Consider the following 20,201-nt stretch of genomic DNA (forward strand, 5'->3'; position numbering starts at 1 on the left):
CTGAGCTCGGTGATTTCGGTCGTGGCTGGCGTGTGGCCGTGGCTGCTCGCCGTCGTGTACGCCGTGTTGGCGGCGACGGCGGTTGGACTGCGGGGTGTTGGTGAGCGTCGGCATCGGCGGCTGCTTACGGGTGCGCGGCAGGTGCGGATCACGCCGCCGCCGCAGGTGGACCCGGCCGGTGTCGTCGCCTGGTGGGCGACGGTGCGGGAGCTGCTGGTCACGTCCTGGTGGCGGCGGCTGCGCTTCGGGGCGCCGCACGTGGCGATGGAGTACCGGTGGGTGGGGCGGGCCCTCACCGTGGTGGTGTGGCTGCCCGGGGGTGTGCCGGCCGCGCCGGTGGCTGCTGCAGCGTCGGCGGCGTGGCCGGGCTGTGCGGTGACGGTCGGTGACGCCGACAATCCTGTCCCGGCCGACGCGACGGCGGCCGGTGGCGTGTTCACACCGGTGCTGCCCGGCTGGTACCCGCTGCAGGTCGAGCATGGCACCGATCCGATGCGCACGTTGATCGCGGCCGGTGCGGCGCTGCGCAGCACCGAGCGTGCCTGCGTGCAGGTGCTGGCGCGGCCGGCGACCGCGGCGCGGGTGCGTGCACTGCGCCGGGCCGCGGCCGCGTTGCGGGCCGGCCGACCCACGGCCGGCGATTTGCTGGACCCGGCGGTGTGGCTACTCGGCATCCTTGACGCCATCACCGGTCTGTTGGGTGGTGCCCGCGCTGGCGGTGGAGGCGGCCGCAGCACGGCTGACCCGGTCGGTGCCCGCGATGCCGGCCCGGCGATCGACAAGGCTGTCGGCCCGCTGTGGGAGGTCGCCGTCCGCTATGCAGTCACCGGCGCAGGCGCGTCCAGCGGCAGCAGTCGAGGTGACGGTCGGACTGACGGTCGGGGTAACGGTCGCGGGACTGGCAGGCGCGATGCCGCTATAGAGCGGCGTCTCGGCACGCTTGCGCAGGCTTTCGCAGCCGGATACGGCGTGTACGGCGGACGCAACCGGCTGCGGCACATGCCGATCGCCGGGGCGGCCGGCCTGGTGACGTCACGCCGGTTACGGCGCGGGTTCCTGCTGTCGGCAGCGGAGCTCGCCGCGCTGGCCGGGTTGCCGACCGACATCGCTGTTGCCGGCCTGGAGCGGGCCCGGGCCAAGGCGGTGCCGGCGCCGGTGGCGGTGCCGTCCGGCGGACGCGGCGTGAAGGTCCTCGGCCGGGCGGAGGTCGGCGGGCACGCCGTCGGCGTGCCGGTCGTCGACGCCCGCCAGCACCTGCATGTGCTGGGCGCGACCGGTTCGGGGAAGTCGACGCAGCTGTGCCACATGGTGCTCGACGACGTGCGTGCTGGGCGGGGTGTCGTGCTCATCGACCCGAAGGGTGACCTGGCGTTGGACGTGTTGGACCGGCTGCCGGCATCGATCGCCGACAAGGTGGTGCTCATCGACCCGGACCAGCCCGACGGTGCCACGTTCAATCCCCTCGAGGGCTTCGACGACGACCTCGTCGTGGACAACGTCGTCGCAATCTTCTCCAAGATCTTCCAACGGCATTGGGGGCCGCGCATCGACGACGTGATGCGGGTGGCGTGCTTGACGTTGATGCGCCGCGCCAACGCCACCCTGACCCTGGTACCGCCGCTGCTGAACAGCAAGCAGTTCCGCGCCCAGTTCACCGCGGACCTCGACGACCCGGAAGGGCTGCGCGGGTTCTGGGAGTGGTACGAGTCGACGCCGGCGACGTTGCGGGCGCAGGTGATCGGCCCTGTCCTGGCCCGGCTGCGGTCGCTGCTGCTCCGGGACTTCGTACGCCGCACCATCGGCACCCCGCGCTCCAGCTTCGACATGGGTCGCGTCCTGGATGGTGGGCTGCTCATTGCCCGGCTGCCGAAAGGCCAGCTGGGTGAGGAGACCGCGAAACTCATGGGGTCGTTCGTGTTCGCCTCGGTGTGGCAGGCGGCGACCGCCCGGTCGAAACTGCCGGAGGCGCGCCGCCGCGACGCGGTCTGCTACGTCGACGAGGCCCACAATGTGCTCAATCTCGCCGGGTCCGTCGGTGACATGCTCGCCGAGGCCCGCGGCTACCACCTGTCGTTGGTCCTGGCGCATCAGACCCTGTCGCAGCTGCCGCGGGAGCTGCAGCTGGCGTTGTCGGCCAACGCCCGCAACAAGCTGATCTTCGCCTGTTCACCAGAGGACAGCCACCAGTTGGCCCGGCACACCCTGCCGGAGCTCGACGAGCACGACCTGACGCACCTGGACCGGTACACGGCCGCGGTGCGGCTCGTCGTGGACGCCGCCCAGACCCCCGCGTTCACGTTGCGGACGCGCCCGCCGCTGCCGGTCCTCGGCGAGACGACCGCCCTGCGGCAGGCCGTCGCGCGCGCCGGCGCCGGGCCGGAACGCAACCACCCGGACGGCGCCCAGCGGCGGCGGACAGCGCCACCGTCCGGGGTTGAGCAGCTCGCCGGCCGCGCCTACAACAGCGCGCACGACACTACCTACGACAGCGGCCACGACAGCGACGGCCGGACGCCCCACGCGGCCGAGCGATGACCGGCCAACGGTCGGGCGGATGGGCGGCTGGGTGGGCAGGTGGATGGTCGGGTCGGTGGGCAGGCGGACCCCTAGGTGACCAGAGACTGCCGCCAGAGCACCCAACTGCCCGCATCAGCGCAGGTGGGAGCACATGAGCGGCGACGCCGGCGAAACCCGAAATGTCCCTGTGGGGGACATCTCCCGACCGGGGGTACAGCGCTCCCGGCCATCGCCGCATCCGCAGCCGCTGGGGTGGGCGTCGCTGCGGGCGCTCGCCCGGCGGCTGGAACCCCGCGACCTGGTCCTGGCGCACCTGCTCGAGGAGCACCGCACGCTGACCACCGACCAGATCACCAGAGTGTTGTTCACCGCGGTGCGGACCTGCCGCAACCGGCTCAACGTGCTGCGCCGCCTCGGGTTCATCGCCTGGTTCATCCCGGTGCGGCACCGGCGGCGGCTCGGCACCCACTGGCTACCGGGGCTGCTGTCGGCCCGGTATGTGGCGCTCGCCAGCGGGCAGCGGCCGCCGACGCCCCGCGCGGTCCGTGAGCTGCAGGACCGGGTCGTGGCCAGTCCGCAGCTGTCGCACACCGTCGGCACCAACGGGGTGTTCGTCGCGTTGCTCGCCCAGTCCCGGGCGTTGCCCGGCACTCGGCTGGCCCGCTGGTGGTCCGGGCCGGCGATGGCCGCCGCCGTCAACCGCCGCGTCCAGCCCGACGGGCACGGCGTGTGGCGGGAAGACGGGCATACGGTCGCGTTCTACCTCGAGTACGACACCGGCACCGAAACCCTGGCCACGGTGGTCGGGAAGCTGCCGGCGTACCGGCGGCTGCAGGACGCCGGCGGCCCGCGCTGGCCGGTGCTGTTCGTGCTGCCGAGCCGGGCGCGGGAACGCAACCTGCTGCAGCGGTTCGCGGCGGCCGGCACGTGCGGGGTGGTCGTGGCGACCAGCACCCAGGACCGTGCCGGCACGGACCCGGCCGGCCCGATCTGGACGCTGCCCGGGGACACCGGCCCGCGGCTGCGGCTCATCGAGGTGCCATCGGAGCTGGGGTGGCGCGGTCCGCTGCACCCGGGTCCGCCGTCCCCCGACCAGGATCCGCTGCGGCTGCTACTCGACCCGCCGTAAGCGTCGACCGTGCGTCGTCACGGCGCTCGGGCGAGGACGTCCTGTTCGCGATCGCCGCTGTCCCAGGCGGGTACGACCTGTCGGAGCCGGTCGCCGGAGCCGGTCGGCTGTGGGGAATGCGAGCCGGACGTCGGTGGGCAGCCCGTCGTACGGCGAGGTCTGCGACGCATGCGCGGCGATCGCCTGTTCATGCTCGGCGAGGTACCGTTTCCGCAGCCCGGCGCATGGGACGTCATCCAGGCCGTCGATGAACTCGCTGACGCCGGCATGCGGACACGGACGGTGGTAGGCAACGATGGGTGAGATGCAGACGCTGTTGGCCGGCCGAGGGCTGGTCGAGTCCCCGCGCTGGCACCGAGACCAGCTGTACGTGTCGGACTGGTCCGCCGGCGAAGTTGTCGCGGTGGATCTGGCCGGCCGCGTCGAGGTGGTCGCACGGGTGGCATCCCTTCCGCTGTGCACGGCCTGGCTGCCGGACAACCGGCTGGTCATCGTCTCCTCCGCCGACGGTCGGCTGCTGCGCCGCGAACCGGACGGCACGCTGACAACGCACGCCGACTTCGGCCGCCCAGGCTGGAACGACGTCGTGGCCGACGGGCGCGGCAACGTCTACGTCAACGGCGCCGGGTCCAACCCGATGACCGGGGAGGCGTTCCGACCTGGTTCGGTGTTCTTGGCCGCGGTGGACGGCTCGCTGCGGCAGGTCGCCGACGATATCGCGTTCCCGAACGGGATGGCGGTGACGGCGGACAACGCGACGTTGATCGTTGCGGACTCCTACCGGCACTGCCTGGTCGCCTTCGACATCAACGCGGACGGCGGGTTGTCCAACCGGAGAGTCTGGGCAGATTTGGGCAATGGTGTGCCGGACGGCATCTGCATGGACGTGCAGGATGCCGTCTGGTACGCCGACGTGCCGAACCGGCGGTGTGCTCGCGTCGCCGAAGGCGGCGAGGTGCTGCAAACCGTCGCGCTGGACCGGGGCGGCTTCGCCTGCGCGTTGGGTGGTCCCGACCGCACGACCCTGTTCATCACCGCCGCCGAGTGGCAGGGCATGACCGCGTCGCAGATGGTGACGCCGGGTAGTGGCCAGGTGCTCGCCGTCCAGGTCGACGTGCCGGGTGCCGGCTGGCCGTGATGCCCACGCACGGACACCGGACTCCGACCGGCTGATACCCAACCGGCACCGGCAAGAACCCAACCAGGCCGTCGGCGACGGAAGCCAGTTGGGTGCCGCAGCTACGGTGAGCGCTCATTCATCATCACCACGTTCCACCCGCTTCAGGGCGCTCTGCCCGCCCGATGCCATCGCATCAGCCCACCCGCCGTCCCGGCCGGTCGGCCGCGTTGACGGCATCAGGGCGCACCGCCCGCACCACCGCAACCATCCGGTATCACCCTGAATCACCCGGAATCACCCGGTGCCATCCGGCGCCACCCGAGCCACTCGCTGCCGCGCGGACGTTGCGGCTATTGCCGTGAGCGTTCCCTCGTTCTCACGCGCAGGGCTGTGAGTCGCCGACCGGCGTCACCGTGGTCAGCGTTGCGCTGGTCCTAGCCGACCAGGCCGCTGGTACTGCCTCGGTACCCGACCCGGGCAGTTCGACGGTGCCGGCACGCCGCCTCGCACACGGCCGAGTCTGCCGGTTGAGCCTGGCTCCACGCGTCCAACGGACGCCGCTTGGTCATCGACCGCTGCGTAGGACGCCGCGCACCGGACGAGACCGCCGCCGTGTCGGCGCACTGCCGGCAAGAGCCGCATCCGCACACCTCCGTCGCCTGCCATCGGGGCAGGCCGATGCCCCTGCCCAACAAGTTCGAAGGAGGAACAGCATGCACATCCAGCACCGCTCTCCGCTGCCATCGGCAGCGCCGGTCAGGACCGTTGTGGTGGCGCTGCCGGCTGGCACGCCGACCGTCGACCTGCTCGGCGTTGCCGCCGCCCGGGTGGCCGCGGCGGGCCTCTCCGCTGCCGGCGGCGTCCCGCGTTTCCTGGCCCGGCCCGGCCGGGCCCGACACTTCGTGGACCTGTGGAACGGGTTCACCAGCGGCGCCGTCGTCGCCCGTCTCGACCTGGCCCGGATGCGGCACCTGGCCGCGCTCGCGGCGTCGACCCAGTGGCGATGGTGGCGGTACGTCACCATCGCCACGCCCACCGCCCGTACCTGGGCCGACTTTTGCGCCCGCCTCGAGCACGACCCGAGGTATTCTGCGGACCGCGCGTCGCGGGACTTCCACGCCCAGCCGCGCGTCGTGGCGATGCAGACCCACAACGCGTTGCCCGGCCAGCGGTGGCCGTTGCACCCGGTGGACCTGGAACTGTTCCAGGCCGGGCAGCATACGTACACCAGCCTCGGTTGGTTGGCGGCGGTGCCCGGCGACGGGTTCATCTGCGCCGACGGGCCGCTGCTGCAACCGAACACCGAGCGGGTCGCAGACCGGATCACTTACCTGCGGTTGGCCAACGCCCACCTGGAGGGACTCAACCGGGACGCCGCGCTCGTCGCGGTGCACGTCACCAGCTCGCAACCGGCCCGACGCAGCGGCCACGCCCCGAAGTTCCGGCAGCAGCCGCACCGGCAGGAGGCGAGGGCATGAACCGCTCCCCCCGGCAGCCTCGAGTGCCGGTCTACGCCGATGCGCTGCTGGTCGCCGCCGCGCAGGCGGTGGCGGCCGTGTGCGGCGGCCTGCTGGTGTTGCACCGGCACAGCACGACAGTTGGCGCCGCGGCGGCCGCGGTGGCCGGCGCAGCTGTGTGCGCCGTCGCCACGCTCACCGTCATCGCCTGGTACCGGCGGCTCACGACCGTCGCCGTGCGCAAGGCGGTGCACGATGCGGTGCATGACGCGGTGGACTCGGCGGTCCGGGAGGCAGAACGGGACCCGTTGACCCGGCTTCCCACCCGCGCGGCCCTGTATCGGGTGTTGCAGCGCGCCGACGCGTCCGGTGCACCGTTCACCGTCGCGCTCGTCGACGTCGACGGCCTGCACGACGTGAACCTCACCTGGGGACACGCCGCCGGCGACCAGTATCTGGCCGCGATCGCCGACCGGCTGCGTGCCAGCGTCCCGGTGGGCGGTTGCCTGGTCCGGCAGGGCGGCGACGAACTGACCCTCGTCGCCCCGGGCAGCGACGCGACCGGATTGCAGGCCGCGATCTCGGCAGCCCTTGCCGACCCGGGGCCGGTCGCCGGGCGCCTCGTGCCGCTGCGGGCCAGCGTCGGTGTCGCCGTCGGCGGCCCCACCCAGGCCGACTGCCCCGCCGCGGTCGCCTCCGGCGCCGCCACGTACGTGCTGGCCTGCGCTGACGCGGCGATGTACTCGGCGAAGCACGCCGGTGGCGGGCAGGTCCTGCTGTACCGGGCCGACCGCGACGGCCGGCCCGCGCTGGACGGCACCCGACCGGCGATTCGCAGACGCGACACCCGACCGCACCTGCCCACCATCACAACCCGCGCCGCCGGCTCACCCACGACCCGGTGACAGCACGCCCCACCGGTGCACCGAACCGCCGCGAGGCGGTGCAGCACCCGCCGCCACGATCCGCGGCGAGCAAGCAATCCGCCAATTCACCAGCGGGCCTGCGGTCAACGACCGCAGCGCCGGAAAGGACCCTGATGACCAGCACGCCCATGCCGCTGCGGTTGAGCAGCCCGACGGACCTGCTCAGCGCCATCCCGTACCTCGTCGGCTTCCACCCGAATGACAGCGTCGTCTGCGTCGCCGTCCGCGACACGCAACGCCCGTGCTTCGTCAACCTGCCGGTGGCGGGCGTCGACGCCGACGGCGGCGCAGCGGTGCGGCGGACAGTCGCGTACGTCGCCGCGACCGCCCACACCGCCATCATCGTCGGCTACGGCTCACCGCAGCGCGTCGACGCCGTGGCCGCGCAGCTGCACACCGCGCTGACCTCGCTCGGCGTCGCCGTGCCAGGCGTGTGGCGTAGCACCGAGGGCCGCTACTACTGTCTGATCCCGGGCTGTGCCGCCTGCCCGGTCGACGGCGAGGCGTACAACCCGGACACCTCACCGGTTGCCGCGCAGCTCGTCGCGAACGGCGTGGTCGCGCTGCCGGACCGCGCCGCGCTCGCCGCGCAGCTGGACCCGGTTCGAGGCCGGCGTCGCGCCGCCATGGACACCGCTTGCCGCCGAGCCGTCCACCGGCTGCAGGCAATGATCGGCGACAACACCGGACGCATCGATAACCTCCCCGACCATGGGCCGCGTTCACGGCTGGACGCGACGCCCGGCCCTGCCGTGCAGCCGGCACCCACGCACGTTGTCGACGCCGGGGCGCGTGCCCTGCGCGATGCGTTGCACGACGCGGAACAGGGCCGGGTCCTGAGCGACGATGAGGTCGGCTGGCTCGCTGTCCTGCTGCACCTGCCGGCGGTCGAGTCCCTGGCCTGGCGGTGCACCACGGACGAGCCGTGGCAGCGGCAACTGTGGACCGACGTGACCCGGCGGGCCACACCGCCGCTGGTCGGGGCACCCGCATGCCTGCTGGCGAGCTGCGCCTACCTCGCCGGCAACGGCGCCTTGGCCAACGTGGCCATGGATCTCGCGCTGCAGACCGGGTTCACCAGCAGCATGGCGCGCCAGCTGGAAGTGGCGCTGGACGCGGGGATGCCGCCGGCGCAGTGGCGGTCAACGCTGCGCGCCGCGACCGCCGGCTCAGCACCACGCCAACAGCACTGCTGACCATCCGCGGCTGACCAAGGCCGCTCTCTGCTCCGACCGGGTCCATGCAGGTCCATGCAGGTCATGCAGGTCCATGTAGGTCCCGACGCACCACCTGCCACCGGCAGGTTCGCACATCCACCCGTTGGATGCGGACAGCCGGGGCACCGGCCGTCCGCATCCTCCTCAACGAACGGAGGTGTGGACGCCATGTCCACCATGCACGTCGTCGTCGCCGCGATCGGCGCCGTCGCCCTTGCCGCCGCTGCCGCGGCGCTCGCCGCCGCGCTCGTACGGCGGCGAGCCGCCGACCGCCATACCGCTGCCCTGCTGCAGGCCCGGAAGACCGCGTACAACGACCTACTGACCAGCCTCGGCAACCGGGCCGCGTTCCACCGGCTGATGGCCACCCCGCACGGCCAGGGCGGCACCGTCATCCTGCTCAACATCGACGGCTACCGCACGCACCTGCGGACCATCGGCGAGCGGGCGTTCAACGACGCCATCGTGCGCATCGCGCGCCGGATCCAGCACGAGGCCGCAGCGGCCGGCGCGGACGCGTTCCGGCTGCGCCGCGACGAATTCGCCGTGGTCGTGCCCGCCCGAGCGTTGCGTGGCACCACCTACCGGCGCGGGTCTACCGCAGGAACGGGCGACCTGTCCGGTGATGTGGCCGGTGCACGGGCCGGGGTGCTGGCCGGCGTGCTGGCCGGGCGTCTCGTCGCTGCCGTGCACGCCGCGACCGCGAGCCATCGCGCCGCGGTCCCGATGCGGGCACGGGCAGGCATCGCCACCGCGCCCGCTTACGAGGAGCCCGACGGCCGTCTCGTGCTGGCACACGCCGACGTCGCGCTGCGCTCGGCGAAACAGAGCAATGCGGCCTGGGTACGGCATCCGGCCGAACCCAGCTGATGCGTCTCCGCACCCGTTGGGAACGGCACCGCCACCGGCGGGTGCCGTAACCGGCTGACCGACCGGTCCCACCTTGTGCCCACGGGCAGGCTGGGGCCGGCGGGTCCCAACCTGTCCGCCGCCACACGGCGGAGACAGGAGGCCACAGACGATGGCCACAGCTCGTTCCGGCGCCACGCCGGACGCCACACCCACCAGCCAGCGACAGCGCGGCGCCAGCAACCGCGGCGCACGTCCCGCCTCAACCGGTCGAGCCGATGGCCGAAGGGGGGCGGCACACCTGGAGCAGTTCCAGGCGGACTGCGACGCCCGGCTCGCCGGCATGGCCGGCGAGCCGCGGCAGTGGGTCGAGTTCGTCGAACAAGTCGCCGCGTTCGGCGCCCGGTACAGCGTGTCCAACCAGCTGCTGCTATCAATCCAGGCGGCACAGCGGGGCATCACCCCGCGGTACTTCCTTCCGTACGGCGGCAAGGACCGCACCTCCGGCTGGCTCAGGCACGGCCGCCAGGTCCGCCGCGGCGAACAGGCATTCCGGATCTGGGCGCCGATCATGCGCCGTCCGAGCGAGGAGCAGGCCGCGCAACTGGCCGCCGCCGGTAATCCGGTGCTGCGTGACGCTGACGGCCGGCCCGTTAAGCAGGTCGTCGGGTTCCGTGCCGAGTCCACGTTCGAGTTGAGCCAGACCGACGGTGCACCGTTCGAACCGCCGACAGTGCAGCGGATCCGCCGACGATCGGTCGTCGGACGGCGACTGCCGCAGCCGGTGGACGGCGACGACCCGACCAACGTCCTCAACGACCTGATCACTCTGATCGAAGCTGAGGGGTTCACCTTTCAGCTGGTCCCGCCAGGGTCGGGGCATCTGGGCGCCGCGAACGGGGTGACCGTGTTCGGTGCGGCACGTCTGGTGCAGGTGCGTGCCGATGGCAGTGCCGCGCAGCGGGTCGCGACCACTGCGCACGAGCTGGCCCACATCCGCTGCGGGCACGTGTCGGCGGCCCTGTCCGGTGCGCAGGTGCACCGTGGCAGGGCCGAGACCGAGGCGGAAAGCGTCGCCCACGTCGTGTGTGCTGCGCTCGGCTTCGACACTCGTAGCTACAGCGACGCGTACGTGCTCGGCTGGGCTGACGGGGACATGGAACTCGTGCGTTCATGCGCGGAAACCGTACGGCGGGTGTCCCGACGCATCCTGCTGGACCTGACCCCCGGCGACACCGACGACGAACCTGGCGACGAACCCGGCGACGAACCCAGCAACGAACCCAGCGAGGTGCCCAGCGAGGTGCCCGACGACGCTGCCAGGGAGAAGCTCGGCGGAGCGGCTGCCGGCGACGCGGCCGATGCCGTCCAGCCTGCCGGAACTGGTGCCGCTGATGCCCTTGTGGGGGCGACCCGATGACGGCTGTTGACGAGATCCGTACCGCACGGGCCGCGTTGAGCTGGCTGTTCGAGCCGGGTGAGCCGACGGTGGTTGCCGCCGTACGCCAATACGGACCGGTGGAGGCGCTCGACCGGCTCACCGCGACCACGCCGTCGGAGGGTCTGCTGCGCGTCGAGGTGCGGCACTTGCCTGGCAATGCCCGCGAGCTCGCGGCCCGCGGCGTGCACGAAGGGCTGGCGTCGTGCCGGGTGGTGATCCCCGAGGACATCGAGTGGCCGACCGGCCTGGCCGCGCTCACCGGGGAACACGGCTTGGATCCGGTGTGCCTGTGGGCGCGTGGCAGCGCAGACCTGCCGGTACAGGGCACGTCGGTGACCATCATCGGTGCCCGCGCCGTCACGACATACGGCCAGTATGTGGCCGAGGACCTGGCTGTCGGGGTTGTCGGCCACGATCGGCTCGTGGTGTCCACCGGCGACGTCGGTGTCGGTGCTGCCGCGCTGCGTGCGGCGTGCGCTGCTGGCGGTTCACCGGTCGCGGTCCTGTCGTGCGGGTTGCAGCACCTGTACCCGGCCGCGAACGTGCGGCTGCTGCAACGGGTCGCCGACACCGGTCTGCTGCTGTCGGCGTGGCCGCCGGACGCACACCCGGCCCGGCACCGTTCCCGGTCCGGTCGGGCGCTGCTCGCGGCGCTCACCGGCGGCACTGTCATCGTCGAGGCCGGCGTGCGCAGCACCGCGATTGACGTGGTGCGGCACGCGGTGCGGTTCGGTCGGCCCGGCATGGTCGTGCCGGGTCCGGTCACGTCGGCGATGTCGGCCGGCTGCCACATGCTGCTGCGTGACGACTCGCGGATGCGGGTTGTGTGCACCGTCGAAGATGTCCTCGCCGAACTCAGCCACCGGCCCGACGACACCGACGGCACCGGCGACACCGGCGAGTCGGATGCTTCGAGGGGCGAGCCCGACGCCAACGGGAAGCCCTGCGCGGCCCGGTAGCGCAGAGGACCGGACGCGTTTGACCGCGGTGTTTCCCAGCTGTTCAGCGGCGGCCGCGGGAGCCCAGCTGTGCAGCAGCCGCCACCCGTAGTCGCCACGGTGACGGCTGCCGGTGGCAGCTCGGGCGCCAGGCAGTAACCAGCCAACCAACCGGACGTTCCGGCGGCGGGTTGCCGCCGGAACGTCCTTCACTGATGAAGGAGCCACCCATGTCCGATTCATCTCCACCGTCGCAGGCCGCGTCCGTGCCGGGCCTCCTCGCCGACGTGGCGGCCGCGCTTGGCCGGCACCCTGCGCATAGTGCGGTCGTCGTCGGTTTCCGCGACCAGCGCCTCACCTTCGTCGCGCGGTTTGACCTGCCCGCCGAGTCCTTGGCGGTGGACCCGACCAGCGACGCGACAGCTGAGGCGGCGCAGGTGCTGCACGACATCGCGGTGCAGGGGCACGGTCTCGGCAGCGTCAACCTGGTCGTCGTCGGTTACGGCGACGCGGCGCCGGTCATAACAATGTTCGAGGTGGCCACGGCGGTGTTCACCGTGCACGGCCTGACCGTGATGCACCTATTCCGTGTTACCGGTGAGCGGTACTTCGAGCACCGTCCCGATCAGCCCACCTCGACCGGCGGTGGTACACCGTTCACCCTGCCGCCTCGGCCCACCCGGACCACGGCCGGTGCCCCACCGCAAGCGCACTGCGCCGCTGATCCTGGAGCTGACACTGGAGACGACACCGGCGACGACACTGATGCCGAGGCCGTGCTACCGGTCACCGGCGACGCGGCGACGGCGATGCGAGTGGCCCACAAGCGGGTTATGGCCCGATTGAAGGCCATGGTGCTGCCCGCTCCACCCACCGGCCTGGTGGAACGCGTCGACACGACGGTTGGTGAGGACCTGGGGCGGCTGGTGCATGCCGTCGTTGACAACGCGATGCGCACCTGCCATGCCGGCGGGACCCTCGACGACGATGCCGCCGCGGAACTCATCGTCCTGCTGGGCAGTGACGTCGTCCTGGATTACGCGTACGTGAAGACCGACAACGGCGACGGCCGGTATTTGCAGCTGTGGCTGGACTTGACTCGCCGGGCGATGCCCGGGTTCGTGACCGGCCCTGCCTGCCTCGCCGCGTACTTGGCGTGGCGGGCGCACCAACCGTCGCTCGCCCGCCACTGCGTTGGCCGTGCGCTGCGCGACGACCCCGGCAACCCGTTCGCCGTTCTCATCCAGCAGCTGCTGGACGAGGACATACCGCCGCACCTGGCGCACTACATCGCGCTGCTGCGCAACGCCGGCGGCGCCGGGCGGTAGACACCCGCACCTCCACGGGTGCGTGCTCACCTCGCGTCGACGGGCCGGCTGGGGCGTGGGGCGTCCCAGCCTGTCCGCCGCCACGAGGCGGGGAGAGGAGGCCATCAACATGGCCACACACCACATCACGATGCCGCCACCCGCGGCACCGCCCGGCCACCACGGCCAACATCTGACCACACGAGCGAGCGCCACCGATGCCGAGGCACGGATCGCGCGGGCGAAACTCAGCTGGGTATTCGGCCCGAGCCGCGCTCATGTCACCGCCATGGTCGCTGAGCACGGCCCGCAAGCCGCCTACGAGCGGCTCTCCCACGGGGACGTCGCACGCGAGACCCTCCGCCCGGAGGTTCGTCATCGCCTCCGGCCGATCCGTGAGCAGGCCACCGACGGCGTCGCCGAGGCGATGACGTGGTGCCGGGTGGTGATCCCGGAGGACCCGGACTGGCCGGCCGGGATCAGCGACCTCACCCGCGTCGTCGGGTCCAGCCCGGTCTGCCTGTGGGCGCTCGGCCCCGCGCCGACACCACAGCCAGCCACCACGGTGACCGTCACCGGCACCGACGTCGCCACCCCATACGGTGTGTGGACCACCGACGAGATCGCCACCGAGCTCGCCGTCGCCGGCCGCACCGTCGTGTCGACCGGCATTCGCGGCATCGACGGCACCGCGCTACGGGCCGCGGCGGCCTGCGACGCAGCGGTGGCGGTTCTACCGTGCGGGCTGCGGCAGCTGTACCCGCAAGCCAGCGTCGACATGTACCGGCGGCTCGCCGTGACCGGGTTGCTGCTGAGCGCGTGGCCGCCGGACGCGCAAGCCAGTACCCGGCGGTGGTCGGCGAACCGGTCACTGCTCGCCACGGTCAGCGGCGGCACCGTCGTCGTTGAGGCCGCGCACGGCGCCGTAGCGATCGGCACGCTACAGCGGGCGTTGCGGTTCGGCCGCCGCGGCATGGTCGTGCCGGGGCCGGTAACCTCGACGGTGTCCGGCGGCTGCCACCAGCTGCTGCGCGCCGACCCGCGGGTCCGGGCGGTCACCAGCGCCGCCGACATCATCGCCGACCTCGCCACGGACCCCATCGCGGACCGCATCACCACACACGCGGCCATGTCGACGGGCGGTGCGTAGATGACGACGCCACCTGCGGTCCCGCCGCACCTGCTGGACCGGCCGCTCGCCGGCGGGCTCGTCGTACCGTGGATCACACCGGTCACCAACGCCGGCGTGTCGCTGTTCGGCAACATCGCCGAGGCGAACCAGCACCGGTGCCTGCGTGAGCGGCGGTGCCAGATCTGCGGTCGGCACCTGCCGGACACTGCGGTGCTGTTCGCCCGTCGGTCCGACCTGCTGCTGCAGTGCACGTCGGAACCGGCGACCTGCCCACCGTGCGCCGTGTACAGCGCCCGGGCGTGCCCGATGCTGTCCGGCGCCCGCACCACCTACCGCTCCGGCACGCATCCAGCGCTCGCCGACGCACCCGCGGACCCGCAGCGGCGACTGCGGCAGAGCGCGGCTGCGGAGCGATGGTTCGCCGTACACGTCCAGCAATACACCGTGATCCGCCACCCGGAAGTGCCGGACACCCTGGCCGCGTCATGGCGGCGGATACCCCCGCTGCGCATCGATCCGGCACTGGCGATCGGCGGGCCGGCCGCCTGACCCGGTAGCGCAACCGGCGCTGCCGGCGGCGTCCAGCACCGCGGGTGCACCGTTCACGGGCCGCACCACCGGTCGCACGTTCGCAGTCGCTCCCACCTGGGCCGACCCTCGGGTCCAGCGCACTGCCTACGCCAACCCGATGCCGGGTCCGCCACGGCACGTCGGCGGCGGACCCGGCACGTCGTCACCGGCATCGCCGCAGCCACGACGGCCATCACCGCGACACGCCGGCATTACCAGGCATTCCGACCGTCGACGCGCCGAGACCCTGCACCGCCACAGCGCCGGCCACCGTGTGCCGTTCGCCCGATCAGCGCGCACAAGCGCGCCCTTTCTGTGTTTTGTGGAGGTAACCATGACCACTCCCCTACGCCCGTCCGCACGCCCGTCGGCAGGATCACGTCGATGAGCGCCAAGATTCTTGGCCTCGTCGTGGCAGTGTGCGCCGCCGCCGTCGTCACCTGCGCCGCTGGCCTCGGCGTCCTAGGCGGACACGCCGCGTGCAGCAGCACACTCGAACCCGGCACCGCGTCGAGCACCTACAGTGCTGGCCAGGACTCCCCAGCGACGGCTCCCGCCACCACCGCGTCCGCGCCGACCAGCGACCAGACGACCCCGGTCTCGTTCGCGTTGCCCTGCACCGCGGACGGCGGCGAACTCGCCGGTGAGGTGATCGCCGCGCCTGCGGATTACCGAGTGCCTGCCGGCACGTCACCGGTCGCAGCGGCCGCGATCACCTGGGCACTCGCCCAGCTCGGCACCCCGTACACCTTCGGCGGCGACTGCACCGCTCCCCGCTCCGGCATCCCCGCCCGGCAATGCGACTGCTCGAGCCTGATGCAGATCGCGTACCGCCACGCCGGCGTCAACATCCCCCGCACGACCACCGAGCAGGTCCACGCCGGCGTCGGCGTCCCCGTCGATGATGTCGCACCGGGCGACCTTGTGTTCATTCCCGGCAGCGGCGGCACCCGCAGCAGCCCCGGCCACGTCGGCATGTACCTCGGCAACGACCTACTGATCCAAGCCCCACATACTGGCGACGTCGTCAAGATCAGTCCACTGTCGCGGTGGCGGAACCAGGTTGCGGCTGTCCGACGGGTCGTTGAATAGGACGGTTCAGATCATCGTCCCGGGTCCAGCTCCTCCATCGGAGGCGGCCATCAGATGGTGGCCGCCTTGTCGCATGTCCACGGGAGGACAGACCTCATCGCAACCCGCTCCGCGAACACGGTAGCCGCTCCATTCGCCACCGACTCCGGCCGACGCCCGGCCGACCGCGCACACGCACCTTCCGGGCACGGCCGACAGCCGTGCCCGGATTCCCGCACACGCCAGAGGAGGAATCCCATGCACGGCAACAGCTCCAGCGGCGCACGCCGCCGACGCCCCGACGTCACCCCGCAGGTCCCTGCCCTGCTGCACCGCGCCCAACTCGGCGACCGTAACGCCTTCGCCGAGCTCTACCGGACTTACCACGAGCCTGTCACCCGCTACGTCAACGTCCGCATGCGCGATCGTGACCGCGACGCGATCCCGGACCTCGTCCAGGAAGCGTTCACCGGCGCCCTGACCGAGCTGTCCACCACGCTGCTCGACGTCCGCGGCTGGTGCATCATCCAGGCCGCGAAGACGTGCATGCGCCACGACTGGTCGCGCCGCCGCTATACCCGCGCCGCACACACCATGCACCGTCACGCCGCCCTCGACACCACGCCCCCGCCCGTCGTCGATCCGGCCGCCCGGCCCGAACACATCACGTTCGTCCACGCGATGGCCCGGCTCACCGCCGCCGAACGCCGCGCGATCCAACTGCGCTACCTCGACGATTACCCCCGCGACGCAGCGGCCCGCCTCATGGACCGCAGCCCCGAGGCGATGCGGTGCCTGGAACGACGCGCCCTGCGCCGCATGCGAGCCACCTTCACCACCGCAGCGGCGACGTCATGACCGGCCCAATCACCGGGCCAGCGATCGATGGTAAGGAGCTGCACCGGCTGTGCGTGTTCGCGCTGGCGCTGACCTGCGGCCATCGCGTCACCCTGGCTGTCAACGGCTGGTATCCGGTCTCCGTCGCCTGCTGCGACCGGCTCGGCGGCACGATCCTGCACCCCCTACGCCTCTGACGTCGACTACGTCAGCGTCGTCTCCGAGGACTACGAGTACCGGCCCACCGGCAGCCCGCGAGAGCCGGACCAGCTCCTCGCCCGGCAGTCCCGCACCGACGAACCCCAGCGAGCTTCCAACGGCAGGTGGGTCAGCGCCGGACGCTATCCCGCCCGAGTCGGGACGGCCGACAGCCTCGACGGCACGACCGCGCCGGCAACGGCCCACTGACCCTCGTACCTCGAGGACACCGCCGGCACCGGCGTCAGCACCACAACAAACGGCCCGCCAGCGGCGGGCCGTCGTCATATCCACAGGACCCGGGACGCAACGCGCCTAGACAACGAGAGCGTCCCGGGCCTCCATCGAAATGGAGACCCCAGTGTTCATCACGATCCTCGTGATCGCCACCATCGCCGCGGCGATCCTCAGCATCGGCGTCGGGCTCGGCCGCCTCGCCGCCCGGCCAGCCCTCAACCGCACGTACCGCGAGCTTGCCGACGCGGCCTGGCAGCTCGCCCACGACCCGCTCACCGGACTGTTCAACCGCACCGGGCTGCACGCCGTCTACACCGGGCTCGCCGCCGCACCTGGACCGCAGCCGCTCATCGTCATGCTCCTGGACCTCGACGGGTTCAAAGCAGTCAACGACACCTACGGCCACGACGGCGGCGACACGCTGCTCATGGAGGTCGCAGACAGGATCAGCTCGATCACCGAGATCAACGGCGGTGCCGCCGCCCGACTGTCCGGAGACGAGTTCGTCATCATCCTGCCCGTCCGCGACCAGCAGATCGCCAGCCTCGCAGACACGATCGTCTCGGCAGTCGGCAGGCCCGTCCAGGTCGACACCGACAACGGGCCGGTCACGACCGCCGTCACCGCCAGCATCGGCGTCGCCGTCATCGAGAGCACCGACCACCTGCAAGACGTCGCCCTACACCGGGCCGACACCGCCATGTACCACGCCAAACACCAGGGCGGAAACCAGCACATCACCTACGCGCCCGGCATGACCATGCCCGACCGGCAACACCGTCGCGGACCCCGGCCGCGCGACCTGCGCCACAACCGCCCGGGGGTGACCGCATGATGCCGGCCCGCGACGAGATGGCGTGCGCTGTGTGCTTCGTACCGCTCAACGTCTTCAACGGCGAGTACGGGCACCCCCTGCACCACGACACCGACGGGCACCAGCCCGTCCCGGTACCGGTCCGCACCCTGGACACCGTGCGGCGCGTCTGCGACTTCTGCGGCGACCCACAATCCGCGTGGACGATCACGGGCGGCAACGTCGCCGTCCTCGGCGTCGGCGTCGGCGACCAGCAGGGCCTCCTGCAAGACCTGGGCGCGGTCTGGGCGGCGTGCGTGCCCTGCACCATCGACATCGAAGCAGGCCGCACCGATGCACCCGCCGAACGAGCCGCACGCCGAGCAGGGCTGCACCGCGACGCCGTCACCCGCGCCGCATACCGGACGCTGCATGCCGGGTTCCTCGCCGACCGGCGTCCCGGCCGAACGCTCATCACCACCACCGCCTGGCCCGACCTCACCCTCGATGCCCGCCACCTGCCGCGCATCCGCGACGGTCTCACCCGGCTCTGCCGGGGGCCGCTCGGCCTGCCTGCGACAACAACAGTTCCGTATCGCCGGACCGACCTGGCCGACTCACTGGACCGCGCACGCCTCTACTGGGTCGACGACGACTTCACCGACATGGCCGAAGCCGCCACAGCCGACCTTCCGGCAGTCACCGCCACCAGCAACCTCGCACCGTGCGACGACGGACTGCTCATCTGGTCCCGATCCATCGCACCTCGCGGCATCACCGCCGCCAGCTGGAAACGCCGCGACAACGCCACCTGGATCGTCCTCTACCGCGCCATCGGAGGCGGCCTGCGGGACGAAGCCATGCAGGCACTCCGCGGCGACGCCGGCTGGCTCACCCCGATCCGCGACCACATCCTCGACGCCGGCCAGCAACTCGGCGAGTGCGGAAGTCACCCGCTCGCGCCGGTTCTAGCCACCTGGCTCCTCATCGCTCAGGGCGCCGCCGAAACCGAACCCGCGGCGATCGACAAGAACGTCCGCAAAAAATACGCACGAGCGAAACGCCCACTACCCGACGTGCGAATCATCCACATTCGAACCCGCCACAACGCGAACACCGGCAGCTCCCGGACGGCGACCAGCAGGGCGTACACCAGCCGAGTCTGGGTAACCGGGCACTGGCGCGACCAGCCCTACGGACCAGGCCGAGCACTACGCCGCCCCGTCTACATCCATCCCCACCTTCGAGGCCCCAAGGATGCAGAGATCAAGCTCAGCACTACGGTGCGCATCCTAAGCAAACAAAAGCCAGACGATGCGCCGGAGGCCGACGTCTAACGCAGATCGATGTGGCGGCGGAGCACTTCCGCCGCCACATAACAACGCTTGTATGCGCGTCGCTCACCACCGAAGCGCCGGTGGTGCTGGCCTGACGGTGACCAGCACAGCCCTGCCCACGCGCACCAGATCTTGGCCAGGTGCATCGTCGTCTTTGAACGCGGGTTGCCTAAACGCAAATGCGGAGGCGATGCGGTGCAGTCCGTCCCTCCGTCCTCCCCATCCTCCGGCAGCTCCGCCATCGCCGTCACCCCGTAGGTGCGGCCGGCACTTTCGGCGGGTTCGGCGCGGCGGGTCAGGCGCTATTTCGCTCGCCGAGCTCCTGATGGGCATGGACCATGATGCGATGACGACTCCGCGAGAGCGCCAGCGGCTTTACTGGCAGGGGCAGGTCTACACCATGACCTGGATGAACGCCGCGAACCTGCAGGGCAATCGAATCCTCGACCACATCCGCAGACCTGGCACTGCAGATCTTGTGGAGCATGTCGCAACGCAAGTCGTGATCGCGTCGGACACGCTGACGTACCCGATCAGCCTCAGCCTCGTGCGCCGAGCTGCAACGTTGGCGATGCGGTACGCCGTTCCGACCCGCAGCGCCGAGATCCGCGATGCCGTGCAGTGCTTCGACTTGGCCGTACCAGCGACCGCAGACGTCCGGAACATCCTGTCCCACTTCGATGCGTACGCGGATGGAGGCGGTCACCTCCAGGCCGCCGGTGCGGTCGACCCGGGCTCGGGTCTTTGGCACACCATCCGCTACGTAACGCACGTCGGTACCGACGGCGATGTGATCGTCGACGCCCACTACATCAGCGTCTCCATCGACATGACGCAACCACCGATCGAACTGGACATTGTTAGCTCACTCCAAGCTGGCCACGACCTCACCGAAGTGGTGCTGAGCGACATACCATCCGCCTGAAAACGCCCGATGGCCGAACGACCCGGCCAACTTCAGCCCCGACCTGGGTCGATCGCCCTTTCGGTCACGGCACCGCCCTCGCCTACGCCGGGCACACCGCACTAGGTCGTGTGTCGAAGTCATAGCCATTCGTTGATCGCGGCGATGTGCAGGGTGGCTTCGTACCGGACGGCGAGCTTGTCGAAGCGGGTGGCGACACC

Annotated in this window: 18 protein-coding genes; all 18 read left to right on the forward strand. The window is 71.4% G+C overall.

Annotated elements, in window-relative coordinates; genetic code table 11:
• Positions 1-141: 141 nt before the first annotated feature.
• A complete protein-coding gene (locus tag OP18_RS25905) occupies positions 142-2,535 on the forward strand; it encodes a type IV secretory system conjugative DNA transfer family protein (RefSeq protein ID WP_063745590.1) in 2,394 nt (797 codons plus the stop codon).
• 169 nt (positions 2,536-2,704) lie between these two features.
• The gene (locus OP18_RS25910; protein ID WP_052387320.1) at positions 2,705-3,646 is read left to right on the forward strand and encodes a replication-relaxation family protein; all 942 of its coding nucleotides are present in this window, start codon (positions 2,705-2,707) and stop codon (positions 3,644-3,646) included.
• A 304-nt stretch (positions 3,647-3,950) separates the two neighbouring features.
• Positions 3,951-4,784: an SMP-30/gluconolactonase/LRE family protein gene (locus OP18_RS25915; RefSeq protein WP_033361609.1), complete on the forward strand. Its 834-nt coding sequence runs from the start codon at positions 3,951-3,953 to the stop codon at positions 4,782-4,784.
• Between the two features lie 752 nt (positions 4,785-5,536).
• Entirely contained in the window at positions 5,537-6,244 is a 708-nt protein-coding gene (locus tag OP18_RS58720) for a hypothetical protein (protein WP_162189832.1), read from the forward strand.
• A complete protein-coding gene (locus tag OP18_RS55530) occupies positions 6,241-7,128 on the forward strand; it encodes a GGDEF domain-containing protein (RefSeq protein WP_162189833.1) in 888 nt (295 codons plus the stop codon). The genes OP18_RS58720 and OP18_RS55530 overlap by 4 nt, the downstream gene beginning before the upstream one ends.
• A gap of 134 nt (positions 7,129-7,262) precedes the next feature.
• Entirely contained in the window at positions 7,263-8,345 is a 1,083-nt protein-coding gene (locus OP18_RS25930) for a DUF4192 domain-containing protein (protein ID WP_052387324.1), read from the forward strand.
• 189 nt (positions 8,346-8,534) lie between these two features.
• Positions 8,535-9,236: a diguanylate cyclase domain-containing protein gene (locus tag OP18_RS25935; RefSeq protein WP_162189834.1), complete on the forward strand. Its 702-nt coding sequence runs from the start codon at positions 8,535-8,537 to the stop codon at positions 9,234-9,236.
• Between the two features lie 151 nt (positions 9,237-9,387).
• Positions 9,388-10,635, forward strand: coding sequence for a hypothetical protein (locus OP18_RS57555; RefSeq protein WP_156089782.1), 1,248 nt, complete (start codon positions 9,388-9,390; stop codon positions 10,633-10,635).
• Positions 10,632-11,615: a DNA-processing protein DprA gene (locus tag OP18_RS25945; RefSeq protein ID WP_081971114.1), complete on the forward strand. Its 984-nt coding sequence runs from the start codon at positions 10,632-10,634 to the stop codon at positions 11,613-11,615. Before OP18_RS57555 ends, OP18_RS25945 begins: the two co-directional genes overlap by 4 nt.
• Before the next feature lie 209 nt (positions 11,616-11,824).
• Positions 11,825-12,922: a DUF4192 domain-containing protein gene (locus OP18_RS25950; protein ID WP_162189835.1), complete on the forward strand. Its 1,098-nt coding sequence runs from the start codon at positions 11,825-11,827 to the stop codon at positions 12,920-12,922.
• 268 nt (positions 12,923-13,190) lie between these two features.
• Positions 13,191-14,051, forward strand: coding sequence for a DNA-processing protein DprA (locus tag OP18_RS25955; RefSeq protein WP_033361613.1), 861 nt, complete (start codon positions 13,191-13,193; stop codon positions 14,049-14,051).
• A complete protein-coding gene (locus tag OP18_RS25960; RefSeq protein WP_033361614.1) occupies positions 14,052-14,582 on the forward strand; it encodes a hypothetical protein in 531 nt (176 codons plus the stop codon).
• 405 nt (positions 14,583-14,987) lie between these two features.
• Entirely contained in the window at positions 14,988-15,695 is a 708-nt protein-coding gene (locus tag OP18_RS55545) for a C40 family peptidase (RefSeq protein WP_081971117.1), read from the forward strand.
• 237 nt (positions 15,696-15,932) lie between these two features.
• On the forward strand, positions 15,933-16,532 hold the full coding sequence (locus OP18_RS25970; protein ID WP_033361615.1) for an RNA polymerase sigma factor: 600 nt from the start codon (positions 15,933-15,935) through the stop codon (positions 16,530-16,532).
• Entirely contained in the window at positions 16,529-16,708 is a 180-nt protein-coding gene (locus tag OP18_RS25975; RefSeq protein ID WP_033361616.1) for a hypothetical protein, read from the forward strand. Before OP18_RS25970 ends, OP18_RS25975 begins: the two co-directional genes overlap by 4 nt.
• A 362-nt stretch (positions 16,709-17,070) precedes the next feature.
• Entirely contained in the window at positions 17,071-17,781 is a 711-nt protein-coding gene (locus OP18_RS25980) for a GGDEF domain-containing protein (protein ID WP_052387326.1), read from the forward strand.
• Positions 17,778-19,076 carry a hypothetical protein gene (locus OP18_RS25985; RefSeq protein WP_156089783.1) on the forward strand — a complete coding sequence of 433 codons (1,299 nt, stop codon included), beginning with the start codon at positions 17,778-17,780 and terminating at the stop codon, positions 19,074-19,076. Before OP18_RS25980 ends, OP18_RS25985 begins: the two co-directional genes overlap by 4 nt.
• A gap of 346 nt (positions 19,077-19,422) precedes the next feature.
• Complete coding sequence (locus tag OP18_RS25990) at positions 19,423-20,001, forward strand: hypothetical protein (RefSeq protein ID WP_156089784.1); 579 nt, start codon at positions 19,423-19,425, stop codon at positions 19,999-20,001.
• The last annotated feature ends 200 nt before the right edge of the window (positions 20,002-20,201 follow it).

Source organism: Dactylosporangium aurantiacum, from assembly GCF_000716715.1.
GTDB classification, from domain to species: Bacteria; Actinomycetota; Actinomycetes; order Mycobacteriales; family Micromonosporaceae; genus Dactylosporangium; species Dactylosporangium aurantiacum.